The sequence below is a fragment of the Sorangium sp. So ce394 genome, from assembly GCF_051474665.1.
In the GTDB taxonomy this organism is placed as follows: Bacteria; Myxococcota_A; Polyangia; order Polyangiales; family Polyangiaceae; genus Sorangium; species Sorangium cellulosum_D.
Genome location: NZ_CP150339.1, coordinates 7233061 through 7253284 on the forward strand (window position 1 = coordinate 7233061; position 20224 = coordinate 7253284).

At 74.4% G+C, this 20224-nt stretch carries 16 protein-coding genes; 10 read left to right on the forward strand and 6 right to left on the reverse strand.

What is annotated here, in order from left to right; all coding sequences use genetic code 11:
• The first annotated feature begins 292 nt into the window (after positions 1-292).
• Both WMF33_RS26290 and WMF33_RS26295 read left to right on the forward strand, forming a co-directional pair.
• Entirely contained in the window at positions 293-3070 is a 2778-nt protein-coding gene (locus tag WMF33_RS26290; RefSeq protein ID WP_437322410.1) for a hybrid sensor histidine kinase/response regulator, read from the forward strand.
• A gap of 96 nt (positions 3071-3166) precedes the next feature.
• The gene (locus tag WMF33_RS26295) at positions 3167-3475 is read left to right on the forward strand and encodes a rhodanese-like domain-containing protein (RefSeq protein WP_437322411.1); all 309 of its coding nucleotides are present in this window, start codon (positions 3167-3169) and stop codon (positions 3473-3475) included.
• 103 nt (positions 3476-3578) lie between these two features.
• On the opposite strand, the gene WMF33_RS26300 is transcribed toward WMF33_RS26295, so the two are convergent.
• Together WMF33_RS26300 and WMF33_RS26305 are read right to left on the reverse strand one after the other, a co-directional pair.
• On the reverse strand, positions 3579-3902 hold the full coding sequence (locus tag WMF33_RS26300) for a hypothetical protein (protein ID WP_437322412.1): 324 nt from the start codon (positions 3900-3902) through the stop codon (positions 3579-3581).
• Between the two features lie 29 nt (positions 3903-3931).
• Positions 3932-5863, reverse strand: a complete 1932-nt coding sequence (locus WMF33_RS26305) for a serine/threonine-protein kinase (protein WP_437322413.1) — start codon at positions 5861-5863, stop codon at positions 3932-3934.
• A 347-nt stretch (positions 5864-6210) separates the two neighbouring features.
• Between WMF33_RS26305 and WMF33_RS26310 the strand changes: the two genes are divergently transcribed.
• The 3 genes from WMF33_RS26310 (at position 6211) to WMF33_RS26320 (ending at position 11150) form a co-directional block, all read left to right on the forward strand.
• Positions 6211-8841, forward strand: coding sequence for a helicase HerA-like domain-containing protein (locus tag WMF33_RS26310; protein ID WP_437322414.1), 2631 nt, complete (start codon positions 6211-6213; stop codon positions 8839-8841).
• A 286-nt stretch (positions 8842-9127) separates the two neighbouring features.
• Complete coding sequence (locus WMF33_RS26315) at positions 9128-10330, forward strand: sensor histidine kinase (RefSeq protein WP_437322415.1); 1203 nt, start codon at positions 9128-9130, stop codon at positions 10328-10330.
• Positions 10323-11150, forward strand: a complete 828-nt coding sequence (locus WMF33_RS26320; RefSeq protein WP_437322416.1) for a LytR/AlgR family response regulator transcription factor — start codon at positions 10323-10325, stop codon at positions 11148-11150. The genes WMF33_RS26315 and WMF33_RS26320 overlap by 8 nt, the downstream gene beginning before the upstream one ends.
• A 49-nt stretch (positions 11151-11199) precedes the next feature.
• On the opposite strand, the gene WMF33_RS26325 is transcribed toward WMF33_RS26320, so the two are convergent.
• Positions 11200-11724: a MarR family winged helix-turn-helix transcriptional regulator gene (locus WMF33_RS26325; RefSeq protein ID WP_061629329.1), complete on the reverse strand. Its 525-nt coding sequence runs from the start codon at positions 11722-11724 to the stop codon at positions 11200-11202.
• On the opposite strand from WMF33_RS26325, the gene WMF33_RS26330 reads away from it, so the two are divergent.
• Positions 11716-13266 carry an FAD-dependent oxidoreductase gene (locus WMF33_RS26330; protein WP_437322417.1) on the forward strand — a complete coding sequence of 517 codons (1551 nt, stop codon included), beginning with the start codon at positions 11716-11718 and terminating at the stop codon, positions 13264-13266. The two genes, WMF33_RS26325 and WMF33_RS26330, sit on opposite strands and share 9 nt — an antisense overlap.
• A gap of 64 nt (positions 13267-13330) precedes the next feature.
• On the opposite strand, the gene WMF33_RS26335 is transcribed toward WMF33_RS26330, so the two are convergent.
• Positions 13331-14371 (reverse strand): hypothetical protein, encoded by a 1041-nt coding sequence (locus WMF33_RS26335; RefSeq protein WP_437322418.1) that lies wholly within the window; start codon positions 14369-14371, stop codon positions 13331-13333.
• A gap of 287 nt (positions 14372-14658) precedes the next feature.
• On the opposite strand from WMF33_RS26335, the gene nudC reads away from it, so the two are divergent.
• From nudC to WMF33_RS26350, 3 genes are read left to right on the forward strand one after another with little or no spacing between them, the layout of a single operon-like run.
• Positions 14659-15495: an NAD(+) diphosphatase gene (gene nudC, locus WMF33_RS26340; RefSeq protein ID WP_437322419.1), complete on the forward strand. Its 837-nt coding sequence runs from the start codon at positions 14659-14661 to the stop codon at positions 15493-15495.
• Between the two features lie 52 nt (positions 15496-15547).
• Entirely contained in the window at positions 15548-15778 is a 231-nt protein-coding gene (locus WMF33_RS26345; RefSeq protein ID WP_437322420.1) for a hypothetical protein, read from the forward strand.
• Positions 15775-16170: a type II toxin-antitoxin system VapC family toxin gene (locus WMF33_RS26350; RefSeq protein WP_437322421.1), complete on the forward strand. Its 396-nt coding sequence runs from the start codon at positions 15775-15777 to the stop codon at positions 16168-16170. Before WMF33_RS26345 ends, WMF33_RS26350 begins: the two co-directional genes overlap by 4 nt.
• Positions 16171-16249: 79 nt before the next feature.
• On the opposite strand, the gene WMF33_RS26355 is transcribed toward WMF33_RS26350, so the two are convergent.
• Positions 16250-17710 carry an MATE family efflux transporter gene (locus WMF33_RS26355; RefSeq protein WP_437322422.1) on the reverse strand — a complete coding sequence of 487 codons (1461 nt, stop codon included), beginning with the start codon at positions 17708-17710 and terminating at the stop codon, positions 16250-16252.
• 168 nt (positions 17711-17878) lie between these two features.
• A complete protein-coding gene (locus tag WMF33_RS26360) occupies positions 17879-18976 on the reverse strand; it encodes a Nif3-like dinuclear metal center hexameric protein (RefSeq protein ID WP_437322423.1) in 1098 nt (365 codons plus the stop codon).
• Positions 18977-19076: 100 nt separating this feature from the next.
• Between WMF33_RS26360 and WMF33_RS26365 the strand changes: the two genes are divergently transcribed.
• Positions 19077-19943 carry an MOSC domain-containing protein gene (locus WMF33_RS26365; protein ID WP_437322424.1) on the forward strand — a complete coding sequence of 289 codons (867 nt, stop codon included), beginning with the start codon at positions 19077-19079 and terminating at the stop codon, positions 19941-19943.
• Positions 19944-20224: the final 281 nt, after the last annotated feature.

Here is a 20224-nt window from a genome sequence, read left to right on the forward strand (position 1 = left end):
GTGCCTTGAAATGACGGAACCATGCGAGCAAACGCCTCCATGTCCCGGTCGGATTGTCGGACTCCGCGCGAGACCCGGACGGAAAGGACTCCGAGGACAGCCGGGGTGAGCCGGTGACGTGCGCTCGATCCGGCTGCCATGCTGCCGTAACACGCCGTGTTCGTGATAGCGTGGCCGGACGAAACGAGGGGGACGCCGCACGCGCACGTCCGGAGGGCACGTGGAGCGGGCCGGTGGCCGGGAGAGTGGACGGACAGCGATGGGGGAGACCGCCGGACAGCCAGCCTGCTCGATGCGCTCATCCGGCAGGGGGTGCGCGCAGATCGACGCGCGGGGCGGGCGGCTCCTGCGCGTCAGCGGCTCGCTCTGCCGGCTGCTGGGCTATGCGGAGCGGGAGCTGCTCGGGAAGCGGTTGCTCGACCTGGCGCTGCCGGACGACCGGACGAGCTCGCTGGCCGCATGGCGCTCGCTGCTCGAGGCCGGCGAGGAGGAGCTCACGTTCGAGATGCGCTGTCGCTGCAAGGACGGTTGTATCCGCTCGCTCCAGCTGACGGGCGTCTCCGTCGGTGACGCGCGCGACCGGCCGTATCGCGTGGTGGTGTTCGTCGAGGACATCACCGAGCGGCGGCGCGCCGAGGAGCGGGCGCTCGCGGCGGAGCGGGCGCTGGCCGAGAGCGAGGCCAGGATGCAGCGGCTGTTCTACAGCAACATGGCCCCGATGGCGTTCTGGATGCCCGATGGGCGGATCGTCCAGGCGAACGACGCGTATCTGCAGCTCGTGGGCTGCGCGCGGGAGGAGCTCGCGGCCGGCCTGGTCCGCTGGGATTCGGAGCTGCTGCCGGAGGACGAGCGCGCCCGGGCGGAGCTGTTGTCGGGCCGGTGGACGTTCGCGCCATTCGAGAGGACCCATGTGCGGCGCGACGGGACGCGGATAAGGATGCTCGTGAGCGGCTGTCTGCTGCCCGCGGGACGGTTCGAGGACGGCGGCTTCGTGCTCGCGCTCGACATGACGGCGCTGCGGCGCGCGGAGGCGGCGTTCCGGCAGAGCGAGCAGGTCTTCCGCGCCATCGGGGACTCCATCGATTACGGCGTCTGGGTCACCGATCGCGAGGGCCGGAGCGCTTATGCCAGCGAGGCGTTCCTGCGCATGACGGGGTTGACCCAGGCGCAGTGCTCGGAGGGCAGGTGGCTCGACGCGATCCACCCCGATGACCGGCACGAGGTGGCGACCTTCTGGCGGTGCCTGCGGACGGGCGAGCCGTACGAGAAAGAGCTCCGCTATCTCGGCGCGGACGGCGCCGTCCACCCGGCCCTCAACCGGGCCGTCCCGATCCGCGACGAGCGGGGCGAGATCACCGCCTGGGTCGGCCTGTGCCTGGACATCGGCCGGCTCAAGCGCACGGAGGAGGCGCTGCGCGAGAGCGAGCGCCGGCTCCGGGCGGCGCTCGACGACGCGCAGCGGGTCATCGCCGAGCGCGAGCGCCTGGAGGACGAGCTCCGCCGGCGCGAGCGGCAGCTCACGTCGCTCATGGCGAACTCGCCCGACGTGATCTTCCGGCTCGACCCCGAGATGCGGTGCACGTTCACGACGTCCGCCGTCGAGGCGATCACCGGGTTCCCGCCCGAGTACTACCTTGGCAAGCACGGCTTCGAGACCCTCCTCCCGCGGGAGATGTGCGAGGCCAGCGAGGCCGCGTGTCGCGAGGCGCAGAGGACGGGCAAGCAGCAACGGATCGAGTTCGCCATGGGCGAGCGGAGATACCGGACGCGCTTCATCCCCGAGCTCGGCCCCGACGGCGCGGTGGAGTCGTTCATGGGGATTTGCGAGGACGTCACCGCGGAGCGGCTGGCCGAGGAGGAGCGCCAGAAGCTGCTCGAGAGCGAGCGCGCCGCGCGCGACGAGGCCGAGCGCGTCAGCCGGGTCAAGGACGACTTCGTCGCCACCCTCTCGCACGAGCTGCGCTCGCCCATCAACGCCATCCTCGGCTGGGCGCGCATCCTCCGCAGCCGGCCCCCGGAGCCGCAGGCCCTCGCGCGCGGGCTCGAGGTCATCGAGCGCAACGCCCGCCTCCAGGCCGACATGGTCTCCGAGCTGCTCGACATGAGCCGGATCGTCTCGGGGAAGCTGCGCCTCGACGTCCAGCCGGTCGACCTGCCCGCCGTCGTCCAGGGCGCCCTCGAGGCGGTCAAGCTCGCCGCCGAGGCCAAGGGCCTCACGGTCGTCTCGAGCGTCGAGCCCGAGGCCCTCTCGCTCAAGGGCGACCCGGCCCGCCTCCAGCAGGTCGCCTGGAACCTGCTGTCGAACGCGGCGAAGTTCACGCCGGCGGGCGGGCGGATCGACGTCGCGCTGCGGCGCGCCGGCGCCCACGCCGAGCTGTCGGTCAGCGACACCGGCCCGGGCATCGCCCCGCAGTTTCTGCCGCACCTGTTCGAGCGCTTTCGCCAGGCGGACGCCTCCTCGACGAGGAAGCACGGCGGGCTCGGCATCGGGCTCTCCATCGTCAAGCACCTGGTCGAGCTGCACGGCGGCACGGTGCAGGTCGCCAGCCCGGGCGAGGGCCGGGGCGCCACCTTCACCGTCAAGCTGCCCCTCGCCGGCGTCTCGCCCCAGGCGCCCGGCGCGACGCAGCGGCCCCCCGCGGCGCGCGCCGAGCCGGCGGCCGCCTATCCGGCCGACGAGCTCACCGGCGTGCGCGTCCTCGTGGTCGACGACCAGCCCGACGCGCGCGAGGTCGCCCAGCGCGTGCTCGAAGAGTGCGCCGCGCGCGTCACCACGGCCGGGTCGGCCGCGGAGGCGGTGGTCATGCTGGAGCGCGAGCGCCCCGACGTGCTCGTCAGCGACCTCGGCATGCCCGGCGAGGACGGCTTCCAGCTCATCCGCAAGGTGCGCGGCCTCGGCCCGGACCGCGGCGGCGCGACCCCGGCCGTCGCGCTCAGCGCGCTGGCACGGGCCGAGGACCGGGCCAGGGCCCTCGGCGCCGGCTACCAGGCCCACGTCGCCAAGCCCCTCGACCCGGCGGAGCTCGTGGGCGTCGTCGCGGCGCTCGCCAGGGACCGGGCCACGGGGTGAGACGCCGTTGTTCCTGGGGAGCGCTTCGGATAGGTAGAGGTCTTTCCGGCGCCGTGCCGGGGGCGATCGCGAGCAGCCATGGTCCAGCAGATCTCCGTGAAAGAGCTCTTTCTGAAGCTGAAGGCGGGCGAGCCCGTGGTGCTCCTCGACGTGCGCACGCCCGGCGAGCACGAGATCGCGGCGCTGCCAGGCAGCACGCTGATCCCGCTGACCGAGCTCACCGAGCGCGCGGACGAGGTCGCGGCCCCCGACGGCGCGCTGATCGTCGCGTACTGCCACCACGGCGTCCGGAGCCTCTCGGCCGCCGCCATCCTCGAGAAGCTCGGCCACGCGCGCGTCGCCTCGCTCCAGGGCGGCATCGACGCGTGGTCGGTCCACATCGACGAGAGCGTCCCGCGGTACTGACGCGGAGGCCGCGCGCGCGAGGGGGCGGGCGAGCGCCTGTTCGAGGGGCGCGCCCGGCCCGCCGAGGTCAGCGGCGGACCCGCGCGATGGCGTCCAGCGCGGCTCAGTTGAGGGAGGCGGCGCCGAGCCGGAAGTAGAGCCTCCGGCGCGCGCCGCACGCGCTGCAGGCGACCTGCGCGACGCGGAGGCGGGCGCCGTCCAGCGTCTCGGCCGTGTGGTCCTCCACGCGGAGGGCGCCGCGGCAGCGCGGGCACGGGATCGACCGCGCGGCCACCTCGACCTGCGAGGCTGCGTCGAGCGCGATGGCGCGCTCCGGGGTGTGGCCCGGCTCGAGCAGCGCGAGCCGCTCGATGTCGCGGGTGAGCTTCTCCGCCGCGCGGTCGCCCGCGCGCCGGGCGGCGCGGGCCGAGAGCTTCTTCTTCGCCATGGGGTCTCCCTGCGCTCCGGGTCTACCAGCTACCGGTCGTCGCGGATCGCGGGCGCGGGGTCGTGCGGGGCCGGCGCCTTGGGGTCGCGCGCGGCGCTGCCCGGCGGGCGCGGTGGAGGGCGCGCGGGCTTGCGCAGCGCCCCGTCCAGCCGGGGGTCGGGCGGCGCCTTGGGCCCGGAGGCGGCGGACGAGGGAGCCGCGCCGGGCCCCGCCCCGCCGGCCGCGGCGGAGCCGGGAGGCTGCGTCGCGGCCGCCGTGCCCGCCGCCGCGCCGGCCGCGCCCTCCAGCGCCTCGCCGGCCGACGCCGGGGTGTCCGGGGGCTCGGGCTCGCCCGCGGCGTCGAGCGGCGAGGCGTGGGCCGGCGCCCGCGAGGCCGGGCCGGACGAGGGGGCGACGTTCGGCGATTTCTCGGGGCGGCGGGGCCAGAGCGTCACCCCGACCGCGACCGCGGCCGTCAGGGAGGCGGCCGCGGCGATCCGCGCGGCGGCGCGGCGGCGCTTGCGCAGCATGAGGGAGCTCTGCTGGCCGGGGCGGCGCTCGGTCACGACGGGCACGCTCCCGATGCTCTCCTCGCCTTCGGTCGGCGGGCGCGCCGCGAGCATCCGGTAGGGCCAGGGCAGCGTGGGGCCGTCGTCGTTCGCCATCTTCAGCGTGGGGCCGTCCTCGCGCGCCATCGTCAGCGTGGGCCCGTCCTCGCGCGCCATCGTCAGCGTGGGGCCGTCCTCGCGCGCCATCATCAGCGTGGGCCCCTCGTCGCTGGAGACCGGCACCGAGGTGCGCTCGCCCGGCGCGGCGTCGCGGGTGCGGAGGGCGTCGGCCGCCGTGCCCGGGCTGGGCAGGGTCACCACGGGGTCGCCGCCGGGCGCGACCACGGTGGCGCGGCGGCTGAACCTCCCGTCGGGGTCGTCGTCGGCGCCCGGGCGCGGCCAGGTCGCCGCGGCGCCCTGGAAGCGCGCCGCGCCCGCGGGCGTGGTGCTGGCGGTGGGGTCGGGCGGGAGCGGCGGGGGCGGCAGCGAGGGGAAGGCCTTGCCCGCGGCGATCGCCTCGATCTGGTCGCGCGCGCGCGCCGAGTGCTCGGTGCCGTACGGGGCGAGCGCGCGCGACAGCTCCACGACGCTCTGGAGGCGCTGCTGCACGTCCTTCTCGAGGCAGCGCAAGATGATCTCCTCGAGGTGGACGGGCAGCTCCCACCGGTGCACGCGCGGCGGCCTGGGCGCGTCATTGACGATGGCCACGAAGAGGGCCGAGATGGAGGGCGCGTCGAAGGGGAAGCGCGCGGTGAGGAGCTGGTAGAGGATGATCCCGAGCGCCCAGACGTCGGTGCGCGCGTCGACGTCCTTCGTGCAGCGCACCTGCTCGGGCGACATGTAGCAGGGGGAGCCGAGCATCATCTCCGACGCCGTGAGCTTCCCGTCCTCCTCGCCGGCGTCCTCGGCCGACTTGGAGAGGCCGAAGTCGAGCACCTTGACCAGGGGGACGCCGCTCGGGCCGGTCGTGAGGAAGAGGTTCCCCGGCTTCAGGTCGCGGTGGACGATGCCGCGCGCGTGCGCCTCCGCGACCGCCTCGCAGCTCTGGAGCACGTAGTCGACGGCCTCGGAGACCGGCAGGGGGCCGCGGGCGTCGAGCACCTGCTGGAGGTCGCGGCCGCGCAGGTACTCCATGACGAGGTACGGCAAGCCCATCTCGGCCGTGCCCACGTCGATGACGCGGGCGACGTGGTCGCTCCGGATCGCCGCGGCGGCGCGCGCCTCGCGCAGGAAGCGGGCGCTCGCGCCCGGGAAGTCCTTGGCCCGCGGGAGGAGGAACTTGACCGCGACGCGCTGGCGCAGCGAGACGTGCTCTGCGACGAACACGGCGCCCATGGCGCCCCGGCCCAGGCTGCGCTCGAGGCGGTATCTCTGCGCGAAGACCTCACCTATTCTTGGGATGCCTGCGGCGGATGCGGGCGCATCCGGCTTCATGGCCCGACCTCCATCGGCTCACTATAGCCGCACCGGGGCCCATTTTGACCCGAAGATGCGGGCGTCAGGCGCCGCCAGGCGGCGGCATGCGGGGGAGGCGCAGCGCGTGCGCCGCGGTCGCACGGATTGCGTGGGTCGCGCCGGGGCGTGGCGCACGTCCTGCGCAGAGCGGCAGGTCGCCGTAGCGCACGGTCTCTGCGGCGATGGGCGCCGATCCCGGCGGCGTTGCGCGTAATTTTTGTGAATCGATGTCGTACGCGGCGTCGTCCGCGGCACCGCGCCTGCGCGCCGCCGCTCCCGCTCGGAGCATTGCGACGTCGCGCCCGCCGTGGCACGAGCGCGCCCTCATGCCGACCCGCCCCTTCGCCCTGGGCCGCTCTCGCCCGCTGTCGGGTGATCCCGGCGCCGCCGCCGCGCGCCCGCTGGAGCTCCCCGCGCACCACCTCGTGACCCACGGCGTGGTCGTCGGCATGACCGGCAGCGGCAAGACCGGGCTCGTCATGGTCCTCGTCGAGGAGGCGCTGCGCTCGGGCGTCCCGGTGCTCATGGTCGACGTGAAGGGCGACCTGCCCAACCTGCTCTTCACCTTCCCGGAGCTCTCCCCGGCCGAGTTCGAGCCCTGGATCGACCCCTCGGCGGCCGCGCGCGACGGCCGCGGCACGGGCGACGTCGCCGCCGAGCTCGCGGCGCGGTGGCGCGCGGGGCTCGCCGCCTCGGGGCTCGGGCCGGCCGACGTCGCCGCGCTCCGCGCCCGCATGGCGCCGCGCCTGCTCACGCCGGGCACCACGGCGGGCGAGCCGATCCACGTGCTGTCGGCGCTGGAGACGCCCTCGTCGCTCTGGGACGAGGACGAGGAGGCCGCCCGCGAGGCGCTCTCGGCCTCGCTGTCGCTCCTGCTCCGGCTCGTCGGGCGCGACCCGGATCCGGCGCGGAGCCGCGAGCACGTGCTGCTCGCGCACCTCGCCGAGCGGCGGCTGCGCGAGCGCCGGGCCGCGGGGCTCGAGGAGCTGCTCGCCGACCTCGCCGCGCCGCCGATCGCCGCGGTGGGCGCCCTCGACGTCGACGCGTTCTTCGCCCCGAAGGAGCGGCAGGCGCTCGCGCGCGAGCTCAACACCCTGCTCGCCTCCCCCACGTTCGCGACGTGGCGCAAGGGCGCGCCGCTCGACGTCGCGGGGTGGCTCGCGCCGGACGCCCGGAGCGGCAAGACGCCGGCGGTGATCGTGAGCGTCGCGCACCTGGAGGACGACGAGCGGCTCCTCGTCCTCGGGCTGCTGTTCGATCAGCTGCTCTCGTGGGTGCGCGGCCTCGCCGGGACGAGCGACCTGCGCGCCCTCGTGGTCTTCGACGAGGTGTTCGGGTTCCTGCCCCCGCACCCCGCGAACCCGCCCACCAAGCGGCCGCTGCTCGCGCTCCTGAAGCAGGCGCGCGCCTTCGGCGTGGGCGTCGTCCTCGCCACGCAGAACCCGATGGACCTCGACTACAAGGCGCTCTCCAACGCCGGCGCGTGGTTCGTGGGGCGGCTGCAGACCGACGCCGACCGCGAGCGCGTCGTCGAGGGGCTCTCGGGCGCGGACGGGGGCGCCGGCGGCGTCGACGCCGCGGCGCTGTCGGCCACCCTGAAGGCGCTCCCCCCGCGCACGTTCTTCGTGCGCGACGTCCACATGCAGCCGCCGTCGTTCCTGGCCGAGACGCGGTTCAGCCTGTCGTGGCTGCGCGGCCCGGTCACCCGGCGCGAGATTGGCCGCCTCGTCCGGGGCATGTCCCCTCCCCCGCCCGCGCCGCCGGCCTCGCCGCCGCCCGCCTCGCCGGCGCCGCCCGCTGCATCCGGGCCGCCGCACGCCGCACCCGCGCCCCCGGCCGCACCCGCGCCCGCGGCCGCATCCGGGCCGCCGCACGCCGCCCCCGCGCCCCCGGCCGCGAGCGCCCCCGCGGCGAGGTCGCCGGCGCCGCTCCCGCACCCGCCGCCCGTGGGCCCGGGCGGCACGGTCGTCCTCGATCCGCGCCGCCCGCCGCCCGTCCCGGCCTCGCACGCCGCGCGGCGCGGCGAGGCCGCTCGCGCGAGCGCCGGAGCCGCGGCGTCGGCCTCGCCGCCGCCCCCCGCGTCGCCGGCGGCGCCGCCCGCGCCGCCCGAAGGCTGGCGGAGCCTCTACGCGCACGCCCCGGCCACAGCCCCGGAGGGCTTCCGTTACATCCCCTGGGTGGCGTGCTCGGTCGTCGCCCACCTGCGCGACGCGAAGCTCGGCATCACCCTCAACCAGAGCCAGCTCCTCGCCGCCCCGCTGCTGCCCGACGGCCGGCCGGATCTGTCGCGCGTCGCCCGGCTCGACCCCGCGCTGCTCTCCCCCTCGCCCGCGGCGGGGGCCCGCTTCGCCGAGCTGCCCGCCCCGCTCGCGAAGCGCGCCGCCGCGCAGGCCGCGGCGCGCGCGCTCCGGGAGCACGCCTACCGCACGACCGAGGCCGCCGTGGCCGTCCACCGGGCGCTCGGGCTCGTGCAGGCCGAGGGCGAGCCGCTCGAGGCGTTCGCCGCCCGCTGCCGCGCCGCCGCGGCCCGGCTCGCCGCGGCCGAGCAGCAGCAGGTGATCGGCCGGTTCGCCCCCAGGATCGCGCGCCTCGGCGAGCGCATCGCCGCCGCGAAGGCGCGCTACGACCAGGCCGAGGCCGAGGTGGCCGCGCTCCCCGGCGCGGTGGGCGCGGCGCTGCTCGGGCTCGTCGCCGGCCGGGAGACCGCGCGGCGCGCCGGGACCCAGCGCGACCGGGCCACCGCGAAGCTCGAGCGCGCGCGAACGGAGTGGACCGAGGCGGACGCCGCGCTCCGCGACCTCCACGCCGCCCAGGCCGCCGAGCTCTCCGCGCTGGAGCAGGTCCCCCTCCGCGCCGCCGAGGGCATCGAGACGAAGCGCCTCGTCCCGAGGAAGAACGACGTCGAGGTCGCCTTCGTCGCGCTCGCGTGGGCCGCGACGCTCGCCGGCACGGCGTGAGCCTTCGCCCTGGCGCCCGGCGGCCCTCGCCACGGCGCCCCCGCCGCCGCCCGCAGGCCGGGCCGCCGTGCCCCCTGGCGCCGCCCCGCCCGCGGGCCAGCTCGCTGCAGCCGGGGCGCAGCCCGCTGCAAAGCGCCCCCGCGCCGCCTTCGCCTGTGCTCTGATCCAGGGGAGCCCCCCTCGGCCCGCCTCCGGCTGGCCAGGGCGAGAGCGCGCCGGCACGACGGCGCGCGCCATGGAGCCGAGCCATGCAGACCTCGCGGCAGCTGAGCCCCCTGGGTGGACCGTGAACGGCGGCGCCGGCGCGACGCACGTCGCGCTCCCGCCCCCCGCCGCCGCCCCGGCGCGCGGCCGGGCGCCCTCCCGCGCGCTCGCCGGCCCGAGGTGGGCGCCCGTCTGGCTCGTGGCCGGGCTCTGGATGATCCCGGTGCTCGTCTCGAGCGCGCAGACCTACCTCTTCGTCCAGCAGAAGCAGGAGACGCGCCTCCCGCTCTTCGCCGCCTTCGTGTGGCAGGGGCTGCCCTGGCTCTTCTGGGCGCTCATGACGCCCGCGATCGTCTGGCTCGGCCGCAGGTTCCCGATGGAGCGCCGGGGCCTCGTGCGGAACGTCGCGGTGCACCTCGTCGCCAACCTCGCCATGGCGCCGGGCCACGTCGCCGTCAGCGCGCTCATGGGGCGGCTCATCGGCCACGAGCACTACGTGAAGACGTCGTTCCCCGACGTCTTCGTCAAGCTCATCAGCATCTACCTCGACATCGAGCTGCTCATCTACTGGGGGATCCTCGCGATGGTCCACGCGGCGGACTACCACCGAAAGTACCGGGAGCGCGCGGTCGCGGCCGCGCAGCTCGAGACGAAGCTCGCGCAGGCGGAGCTCCAGGCGCTCAAGATGCAGCTCCACCCGCACTTCCTCTTCAACACGCTCCACGCCATCGCGGTGCTCGTGAGAAAGCAGGAGACGCAGGCCTCGGTCCGCATGATCACCGGCCTGAGCGAGCTGCTCCGGATGGCGCTCGAGAGCGCGGGCAAGCAGATCGTGCCGCTCAAGCAGGAGCTCGATTTCCTCGATCGCTACCTCGAGATCGAGGAGACCCGCTTCCAGGACCGGCTGACGGTGCGCAAGGAGGTCGCCCCCGAGGCGCTGGACGCCGAGATCCCGAACCTCATCCTGCAGCCGATCGTCGAGAACGCGATCCGCCACGGCATCGCCCCGCGGGCGTCGTCGGGGAGCGTGACGATCGCCGCCCGGCGGGAGGATCACCGCCTCGTCGTGGAGGTGACCGACGACGGCCGGGGGCTCAGGGAGGGCTGGGCCGGCGAGGCGAGCGAGGGGACGGGGCTCGGCAACGTGCGCGCGCGGCTCCGGCAGCTCTACCCGGACGACCACCGGCTCGCCGTCGCGCGGCGCCCGGAGGGGGGCGTCCTCGTGACGATCGCGGTCCCGTTCCGGCCCGCGCGCCCGCAGAAGGAGCCGCGCGCGCATGGATAGCCCCGGCGAGATCCGCGCCGTCATCGTCGACGACGAGCCGCTCGCCCGCGAGGGCATCCGCATGCTCCTCGCGGACGACCCCGAGGTCGCGGTCGCCGCCGAGTCGGGCGACGGCCCGAGCGCGCTCGAGACGATCCGGCGGCTGCGGCCGGACCTCGTGTTCCTGGACGTGCAGATGCCCGAGATGAACGGGTTCGAGGTGATGGCGTCGCTCCCGCCCGGCGAGCTGCCCGCGGTGATCTTCGTGACGGCGTTCGACCGTTACGCGCTGCGCGCCTTCGAGGTCCACGCCCTCGACTACCTGCTGAAGCCGTTCGACGACGACCGCTTCCACGACGCGCTCCGCCGCGCCAAGAGCCACCTCCGGCTGTCGCGGATGAGCGACCTGAGCCAGCGCCTGCTCTCGCTCCTGCAGAGCTACGGCGACCCCGGCGCGGCGGCCGCCGCGCGCGGGCGGGCGGGCCCCGGCTCGGAGCCGCCCGCTCCGGGCGCGGATCACCCGCGGCGGCTCGCGATCAAGGACGGCTGCCGCGTGGTCTTCCTCAGCGTCGAGGAGATCGACTGGATCGAGGCGGCCGACTACTACGTGCAGATCCACGCCGGCGGGAAGAGCTACCTCCACCGCGAGACGATGAACAGCGTGGAGGGCAAGCTCGATCCGGCGCGCTTCGTGCGGATCCACCGCTCGGCGATCGTGAACCGCGACCGGATCAAGGAGCTCCGCACCCAGGGCCGCCGGGACACGGTCGTGGTCCTCGCCGGGGGCGCGGAGCTCAAGGTGGCGCGGAGCCACCGGGAGAAGCTGTCGGTGCCGCGGTGATGCGCGCGGGGAGCGGGCGCTCGCAGCTCCGCCCGCCGTGGTCTGCCCCTCAGGGCTTCTCCGTTCCGCCAGACGACGCCGTCAAGTCGTCCACGAACCGGCGCATCAGGCGCACCAGGTCGTTGAAGTCTTCCTCGCTCCAGTTGGCGAGGATCGGGGCCGCGATCCTCTGACGCGCGGCGTCCAAGGCGTCCGTCATCTGTCGCCCCTTGTCGGTGATCACCGCCTCATGGACGCGGCGATCGGCTGGGCTGGGTCGACGTTCGATCAGCCCCAGGCTCTCGAGCTTCGCGACCTGGCGGCTGACGGTCGTGTAATCGCGCCCGGCTCGGTCCGAGAGCTCGACAACGCCGATCGGCCCGAAGCGCTCGATCCCCACCAGCAGCTGAAAGAGGGCTCGATCCAGGGAGAGGCCCGCCTCCGCGAGCAGCGCCTGATCGCGCTGCGGCTGATTCATGACCGCGATCAGATCGACCATGGCTCCGTGGAGCTCGCGGAGCTTCTTCTTGGTGATGCGTGTAATTTGCACGAATTCTCTTGACGGTTCGGGGGTGCGAACATATGCATGATACACATATCTGAAGCGCAGTCCAACAAAGCGGAGCTCGCCGTGGAACCTCATTTTTCGACGGATGTACTGATCGTTGGCGCAGGTGCTGCCGGGTTGACCCTGGCCATTGAGCTCGCCCGTCGGGGCGTCGCGTTCCGGCTCATCGACAGGCTGGACGGGCCGTTTCCCGGCTCGCGCGGCAAAGGGATCCAGCCGCGCAGCCAGGAGGTGTTCGAGGATCTGGGCATCCTCGACCGGGTCGTGGCGGCCGGCGGCATGTACCCGCCCCCGCGGGAGTATCGCGACGACGGAGGCTACGAGGAGTCGCAGCTCATGGAGCCTCAGGCCCCGACGCCTGGCGAGCCCTATCTTCTGCCGCTGCTCGTGCCCCAGTTCCTGACCGAGGCCGCGATGCGCGAGCGTCTGGCGGAGCTCGGGCGCGCCCCGGAGTTCGGCCGCGAGCTGAAGAGCTTCGAGCAGCATGGCGAGGGCGTCGACGCTCGCATCGCTGGCCCGGCGGGCGAGGAGACCGTCCGCGCCCGCTATCTCGTCGGAGCGGACGGCGGCCGCAGCGTCGTACGGCACGCGCTCGCGATCGACTTTCCCGGCAAGACCATGGGGGTGCGCGCCGTGGTCGCCGACGTCGTCCTGGATGGGCTCAGCAGGGACGCCTGGCATCGCTTCGGCGAAAGGTCGATGGAGAAGATGATGTCGCTGTGCCCGCTCGTCGGCACCGACATGTTCCAGTTGCAGGCGCCGATTCCTCCGGAAGGCGATGTCGACCTCTCCGCCGAAGGCCTGACAGCGATGGTCGCGGGCCGCACGGGCCGAGGCGACATCGTGATCCGCTCGGTGTCCTGGGCCTCCGCCTATACCATGAACGCGCGCATCGCCGACCGTTACCGGGACGGGCGCGCCTTCCTCGTCGGCGACGCCGCGCATATCCACCCGCCGACGGGCGGGCAGGGCCTCAATACGAGCGTGCAGGACGCCTACAACCTCGGCTGGAAGCTCGCCGCCGTCCTGGCGGGTGCGCCGGAGGCGCTGCTCGCGACCTACGAGGAGGAGCGCCGGCCGATCGCCGCGGAGGTGCTCGGCCTGACGACGAAGCTGCTGGAGGCGGCCAAGCAAGGCGTCATGCGCCGCGGTCGCGAGGTGCATCAGCTCGATCTGGGATATCCGGAGTCGTCGCTCGCCCTGGAGAAGCCGAAGCGCAGCGGCGGCATCCGCGCGGGCGCCCGGGCGCCGGACGCGCCCGTCCGCGGCGTGGCGGGGATGCCGACACGGCTCTTCAAGCTCTTCCAGGGTCCGCATTGGACCTTGCTGGGTTACGGGGTGGACCGGCGCTCGGCCGTCGAGCCGCGCCCCGGGCTCCACATCCACGCCGTCGGGCCGCGCGGCGACATCGTCGATGATGGCGGCCATCTCCGCGCTGCCTATGGCGTGTCGCCCGGCGACTGGGTGCTCGTCCGGCCGGACGGGTATATCGGCGCCATCGTGTCGTCCGATCATGTCCCGGCGCTGGAAGCCTATCTTGCCAGCGTCGGCCTCCCGTCGCGGGGATGACGAGGACGAGAGCGCCTCCGCGACCTTCCGGCCGGACGCCCCCGGGAGGCAGGGGCGCGGCGGGTTATTGGGGGATGACGGTCGGGGCGCACGTCGATACGCCGGCGCCGATGACCTCGGCGGGGAGGTCGTCCCGCAGGAGCTCCGGCGGCGCGCCCGACAACGGGTCATAGCGATAGACGCTCGACGTGATCCTGTCGATGGGGTCGGGGTTCATGACGAAGAAGTAGAAGGCGCCTCCCCAGGTCGCGAACGCCCAGCTCGCGGCGTCATGGATGCTCACACCGGAGAGGGGTGTCTGCGAGAGCGCGGCGCCGGTCCTCTTGTCGTACTCGCTGAGGGACGCCGGCTCCCCCGGCGCCCCCTGCACGAAGCCGAAGAGCCGGCCGTCGCCCGTGCCGGTGAGGTCCGCGTCCCCGCCCTCGCCCACGCCGAGCGGACGGGCGGTGCGGCTCCGCGCGTCGAACATGGCGAGCGCCCGGACGGGATCCGCCTCGTCGCGCGTCCCGCCGAGCAGCGCCTCGCGGAGGTAAAGGGTCTCCTCGCCGGAGACGCCGTCGGACGCGAACGCCATCCCGAACCTCCAGAGCGGGTCGTTCCCCGGCGGGCTGATGACCGGCTCGCAGACGCCGGTCTCGATATCGAGGCGCGCGAGCCGACCGCTATGGCTCCCGATCCAGGCGACGCCGCTCCGATCGACGGCCATCGACAGCGGCGACACGGCCTCGACCCGCCAGCGATCCACGGGAGCCGCGCACTCGAACCGGCCGATGAACCGGAAGTCCAGCGTGGCCGGGTGGAACGAGTAGAGCTCGCTGTACGACGAGACCGTGTAGATGTGGTGCGACGTCAGCTCGGAGCACGCGCCGGGAACGGTGACGGACGGAGGGTTCCACACGGCCGGCGGGCCGGGGTTCACCCACGTCGCGTCGATCCACCCGTCGCCGCCCCCGACGCCGCCGCCCCCGGCGTCCCCGGCGCCGCCGCCCCCGCCGTCGCCGGGGAGCGCTCCGGCGGAAGGATCGAGCGTGGTGCCGCTCGCGCACGCGGCGAGCGACAGGGAGAGCACGCCAGCACAGATCAGACCCAAAGACGACCGCAGCATACCGATCCCTCGAAGCGTGGTTGAAGCGCTGCGGGTACGTGGGGACGAGCCGTCGTCCCCATTTGAAATTCGACCTGGCGCCCCTGCTCCCCGGCCGCAGCGGCGCCTCGCACCCGGGCGCGGCGCGGGACCGCGGCCGCCGCCCTCGCCTCTGGCGGGACTACTGACGCACGGAATGGGCGCTAAGCTCCCCCGCATGCCCCCGATCGGCTCTCCCTCCGGCGGACGTCGCGCAGCGCAGGCCCTCGCAGCGGAGGCCGCGCGGCCCCGCGGGCGGGCCTGACCCCATGCCGCCCTCCCGCTTCCGCCCCGGGCTCGGCCGCCCGAGCGCGCCGGCCCCCGGGATCGCGTGGTTCGCGTTCCGCGGCGACGAGCTCCTCGTCCGCGCGCCGCCCGACGGCGGCGATCGCTTCGACGTCCCGGTCGCGGCGGATCTCGCGGAGCTCGGCGTCGTCGCCGTGCGCGACCAGCCGCTCGGCGAGCTCGACGGACGCCCCTGCCGCTCCGCGGAGCTTGCGCAGGGCTCTCCGGCCCCCGAGGGGCACGCCTACGTCTCGCTGCGGCGCCTCCACGGGCGCATCGATCCGGAGCTGTTCGACGTGGCGGGCACGGCGTACCAGGTGCAGCACTGGGACCGGGCGCACCAGTACTGCGCGGCGTGCGGCGCCGAGCTCGAGGCGGGGCGGGACGAGCGGGTCAAGCGCTGCGTCCGCTGCGCGAGCAACTACTTCCCCCGGATCACGCCCGCGACGATCGTGCTCGTCGAGGACGGGCCGCGCGTGCTCATGACGCGGCAGGCGCGGTTCCCTGCGGGCATGTACGGCCTCGTGGCGGGCTTCGTCGAGCCCGGCGAGACGCTGGAGGCGTGCGTCGCGCGCGAGGTCCACGAGGAGACGGGCGTCGACGTCGCGGACATCGCCTATTTCGGCAGCCAGCCGTGGCCGTTCCCGCACCAGATCATGGTCGGCTTCACCGCGCGCTACACCGGCGGCGAGCTCCGCGTCGACACGCGCGAGCTCGAGGACGCGCGCTGGTTCCACCGCGACGCGCTGCCGCTCTTGCCGCCGCCGCTCAGCATCGCCCGCAAGCTCGTCGACGCCTGGCTCGCGCGCTCCGCGGGGTAGCGGCGCCGGCGCGGCGCTCGGTGCTCCTGCGCGGCCGTGCTATCGTCCAGGCATGCAGGCGCACCGAGCCCTCCTCGAGACCGACGAGCAAGGACGGCTGAAGGAAATGCCGGTCCTCCCGCCTCGCACGCGGGTTGAGGCGATCTTCCTGGTGCTCGAGGAACCGCCCTCGTCGCCGACCGCAGTGCGCCGGCCACCGGCGGAGCTCGCTGGGCTTCAGATTCTGGGCGACGTGATCGCCCCGGCCATCGATGAGCCTGATTGGAGCGTGAACGACGCGTGATCGTCCTCGACACGCACACCTGGCTCTGGTGGATCCAGGGCACCGCCGACGCGCTTCCTTCCAAAACGAAGGCGCTCATCGAGCACGAGCCCGGCCCCGTCGGCGTCGCCTCGGTCTCCTGCCTGGAGGTTGCATGGCTTGCGAAGAAGGGTCGCGTCGTGCTCCCGGTCTCCGTCGAGGATTTCTTCACGAAGGCGATTGAGCAGGCAGGCCTTGTCCTGCTTCCCCTGACGCCGTCGATCGCCGCGAAATCGGCAGCTCTGCCGGATCTGCACCGCGATCCGATCGACCGGGTGATCATCGCCACCGCGATCGAGCACAGCGCCGAGCTGGTAAGCAAGGACGAGCTTGTCTCCCGCTACCCCGGCGTCCGCGTCCGCTGGGATTCATGACGCAAGGGAGCGATCGTCGTCACCGCGCCACCTCTCGGTTCTCTCGGTTTCGGCGCTGCGGCTGCCCGGGGAGCTCCCCTCAGACGCGGCGCTGCTTCCAGGCCCCGCGGCGGAACATGAGCCAGCCCGCGACCGCGAGCGTCGAGAACGCCACCGCGATCGCGATGGGCACGCCCGTCGAGCCGAGCCCCGCGGCGCGCGCGAGCCACCAGCCGAGCGGGATCTCCCAGAGCCAGAAGCAGGCGAAGTTCAGCATCGTCGGCGTCCACGTGTCGCCGGCGCCGTTGAAGGCCTGCATGAACACCATCCCGAACCCGTAGAACAGGAACCCGCACGCCACGATCCGCAGCGTCTCCGTGCCGAACCGCAGCACGTCGGCGTCGTCCGTGAACGCGCCGACGATGGCGCCCGCGCCCACCGCGAAGACCAGCCCGATCGCGCCGAGCATGACCGTGTTCCAGACGCCCGCGCGGTAGACCGCGGCCTCGGCCCGCTCGGGGCGCCCGGCCCCGAGGTTCTGCCCCACCATCGTCGCGGCGGCGTTCGCGAGCCCGAACGCCGGCAAGATCGCGAACGCGATGACCCGCATCCCGATCGTGTAGCCGGCGAGCGCCGCGCTCCCGAACGGGGCGAGGATGCGCACCATGCCGATCCAGCTCGCCGTGCCGATGAGCGCCTGCAACGCGCCGTTCGCGAACAGGCGGAGCAGCGCCGCGAGCGCCCTCGGGTCGGGCACGAGGTGCCGCGCCCTCACCTTCACGCGACCGCCGCCGCGCGCGAGCAGGAAGACCTGCAGCGCGACGCCCGTCCCGCGGCCGAGCGTCGTCCCCAGGGCGGCGCCGGTCACGCCGAGCTCCGGGAACGGGCCGAGGCCGAAGATGAAGCACGGGCCGAGCACCATGTTCAGCGCGTTCGACAGCCAGAGCACCCGCATCGACAGCGCCGCGTCGCCGGCCCCGCGGAAGACCGCGTTCATGACGAACAGCATCAGGATCGTCCCGTTGCCGAGCAGCATGATCGAGGCGAACGGCGTGCCGGTCGCGACCACCCCGGCGCTCGCCCCCATCGCCGCGAGCAACCGCGACGCGAGCAGCCCGCCGGCCGCCGCGATCGGCAGGGAGGCGAGCACGCCGAGCACGATCGCCTGCCCGGCCATGGCCGCCGCCTCCTCGGGGCGCCCCTCGCCGACCCGCCGCGCGACCGTCGAGGACGCGGCGACCGAGAGGCCCATCCCCAGGGCGTACACCACCGCGAGGAGCGACTCCGTGAGCCCGACGGCGGCGACCGCGTCGGCGCCGAGCCGCGACACCCAGAAGACGTCGACCACGACGAAGAGCGACTCCATGAGCATCTCCATGACCATGGGGATCGCGAGCAGGACGATCGCCCGGTCGATGGAGCCCTGGGTGAAGTCGTGCCCGCTGCCGCCGACCGCCTCGCGGAGCGTCGACCAGACGCCGGCGCCGAGGCGCGGGCCGGGCGAGGGCGCATCGGGTTCCGCGCGCAGGTCGCGGGCAGGAGTCGTGGCGTGGTCGCGCATGAGGCGAGCAAGGCTGATCGCGAGCGCCCGTCCCGTCCAGCGGCCTTTGCGGCCCGCGCGGCCGTCCGGGTGGCCAGGCCGCGGCTCAGCGCAGGCGCAGGGCGGCTAGCGCCACGCCGCACAGGACGCCGAGCACGAAAATGACAGCGCCGAGCAGCGCCAGGCGCTTCACCGGATCGTGAACGGATCCCGATCTCGCGCGCTGAGCTCGACGCGGAGCGACGGCACCTCGGCGCGGAGCCGCTCGGCCAGGCGCTTCAGCGCGGCGCGCTCGCTGTTCGAGTGCAGCGCGCACACCACCGTGACGCCGGCGCTCGCCGCGCGCAGGGCGTCGTGGTGGCGCAGCTCGCCGGTCAGGTAGAGCTCGGCGCCCTGGGCGATCGCGTCCTCGAGGAGCGCGCCGCCCGCGCCGGCGCACGTCGCCGCGCGCGCGACGGCGCGCTGCTCGGGGCCGGCCACGAGCAGCGCGTCGACCCCCAGGGCCGCCTTGACCCGGCCGAGCAGGTCGCCGACCGGCGCGGCGCCGCCGAGCGGCCCGATCCGGCCGATGCCGACCCGCAGCGGCTCGACGGCGAGCTCGACGAGGTCGAACGCCACCTCCTCGTAGGGGTGCGCGGCGCGCATCGCCTGCAGGACCGCCTCGGTCCGCTCGCGGGGAAAGACCATCTCCAGCCGCACCTCGGTCACGCGCTCGAGCCGGCCCTTCTCGCCCACGGTGGGGTTCGTGCCCTCCTCGCCGAAGAACGTGCCCGTCCCGACCGTGCGGAAGCTGCAGCGCGAGTACCGGCCGATCCGGCCCGCGCCCGCCTCGGCGAGGGCGTCGGCCACGGCGTCGGCGTGGTCCTCCGGGACGAAGACGACGAGCTTGTGCTGCCACGCCTTCGACGGCGCCCGCCGGAGCGGCGCGCGCTCCCCGGACATCCCGAGCGCGTCGGCGAGGACATCGTTGGTGCCGCCCTCGGCGACGTCGAGCGCGGTGTGGGGCGAGTACAGCGCGATGCCGTCCCGGATCGCCGCGAAGATGGGGTCCGGCGCGACCACGCGCTTCACCGCCTCGAAGAGCGGCGGGTGGTAGGCGACGACGAGATCGCAGCCGAGCTCGCGCGCCTCCCGGGCGACCTCGGGGGTGTAATCGATGGCGAGGAGCGCCGCCGACGAGGGCCGCGCGGGGTCGCCCGCCAGGAGGCCCACGTTGTCCCAGGGCTCGGCGAACCGGAGCGGGGCGATCGACTCCAGCGCGGCCACGACGTCTTGGAGGAGGGTCATACGCGCATCTATACCAGCGGCGGAGCGCCGGACGCCGAGCTCGGTGGAGATCGGGTAAAGAGACGCCATACACCCGAGCGAGCAGCCCACCGGAACGGTCGTGTCGATCTGGCGATATCCCGTCAAATCGATGCAAGGAGAGGAGATCGACGAGGCGGCGATCTCCGACCGCGGCGTGCTCGGCGACCGGACCTACGCCGTCCTGGACCGGGAGACGGGGCACGTCGCGAGCGCCAAGCACCCTGGCAAGTGGGGCGCGCTGCTCGCGTGTCGGGCGGCCTTCGCGGAGCCGCCGCGCCCCTCGGCGCCCCTGCCGCCCGTGTGGATCACGCTCCCGGACGGCGCCGTGATCAGCAGCGCGCAGCCGGACGTGGATCGGGCGCTCTCGCGCGCGCTCGGCCGCGACGTGGCGCTCGTGAGCCGACCGCCCGAGGCGCCGAAGCGCGAGGCGGATCGGTCGCCCGTGGACGGCTCCGCGGCCCAGGCCACGATCGTCGAGGAGCCGATGGCGCTCGCCGCGCCGGCCGGCACGTTCTTCGACGTGGCCGCCCTGCACGCGCTGACCACGGCCACGCTCGACCGCCTGCGCGACCTCCACCCCTCCGGGCGCATCGAGGCCCCGAGGTTCCGCCCCAACCTCGTCGTCGCGACGGCCCCGGGCGAGCGCTCCTTCGTCGAGAACGGCTGGATCGGCCGCGCGCTGGAGATCGCCCCGGAGGTCCGCCTCGAGGTCATCGATCCTTGTCCCCGGTGCGTCGTCCCCACGCTGCCCCAGGGCGACCTCCCGCGCGATCCCGGCCTCTTGCGCGCGCTCGCCCGGCACAACGCGGTCGCGAGCGCGACTGTCGCCCCCGGCGTCGTGTTCCCGGCGGTCGCCGGGGTCTACGCGGCCGTGCGCCGCGCCGGCGCGATCCGCCGCGGGGCCGCCGTCCGGCTGGAGGCAGCGCCCCCGTCCCCGCCCCGCTGACCGGCCCTGCCGCTGGCCCCCTCCATCTCCGCGCCCCCGCGGAGCCCTGGAGGGAGCGACCGCCGACAGGGCGCGCCGCGAGCGCGCCAAACCACCCACATCGCCGCCCTCGCCCTCACCGCAGAACTCACGTGTTCACCCTCGAGCACGGATTGCCACCCTCGCATCGAATCGCGCAGAACATCGGCCGAAATCGCTCGAGCGGGCGAGCACAAGCGCCCTTTCGCCAACTCACGTGATGGGCTGGGGTGGTGTTTTCATGTCCATTCAGGATCTCTCGC

Excerpts from the sequence above, each read along its gene's own strand:
- nudC (WP_437322419.1), top strand. The coding sequence starts at position 14,659 with ATGCCGCCCTCCCGCTTCCGCCCCGGGCTCGGCCGCCCGAGCGCGCCG.
- WMF33_RS26345 (WP_437322420.1), top strand. The coding sequence starts at position 15,548 with ATGCAGGCGCACCGAGCCCTCCTCGAGACCGACGAGCAAGGACGGCTG.
- WMF33_RS26305 (WP_437322413.1), bottom strand. The coding sequence starts at position 5,863 with ATGAAGCCGGATGCGCCCGCATCCGCCGCAGGCATCCCAAGAATAGGT.
- WMF33_RS26360 (WP_437322423.1), bottom strand. The coding sequence starts at position 18,976 with ATGACCCTCCTCCAAGACGTCGTGGCCGCGCTGGAGTCGATCGCCCCG.
- WMF33_RS26320 (WP_437322416.1), top strand. The coding sequence starts at position 10,323 with ATGGATAGCCCCGGCGAGATCCGCGCCGTCATCGTCGACGACGAGCCG.
- WMF33_RS26330 (WP_437322417.1), top strand. The coding sequence starts at position 11,716 with ATGATACACATATCTGAAGCGCAGTCCAACAAAGCGGAGCTCGCCGTG.
- WMF33_RS26290 (WP_437322410.1), top strand. The coding sequence starts at position 293 with ATGCGCTCATCCGGCAGGGGGTGCGCGCAGATCGACGCGCGGGGCGGG.
- WMF33_RS26310 (WP_437322414.1), top strand. The coding sequence starts at position 6,211 with ATGCCGACCCGCCCCTTCGCCCTGGGCCGCTCTCGCCCGCTGTCGGGT.
- WMF33_RS26335 (WP_437322418.1), bottom strand. The coding sequence starts at position 14,371 with ATGCTGCGGTCGTCTTTGGGTCTGATCTGTGCTGGCGTGCTCTCCCTG.
- WMF33_RS26300 (WP_437322412.1), bottom strand. The coding sequence starts at position 3,902 with ATGGCGAAGAAGAAGCTCTCGGCCCGCGCCGCCCGGCGCGCGGGCGAC.
- WMF33_RS26355 (WP_437322422.1), bottom strand. The coding sequence starts at position 17,710 with ATGCGCGACCACGCCACGACTCCTGCCCGCGACCTGCGCGCGGAACCC.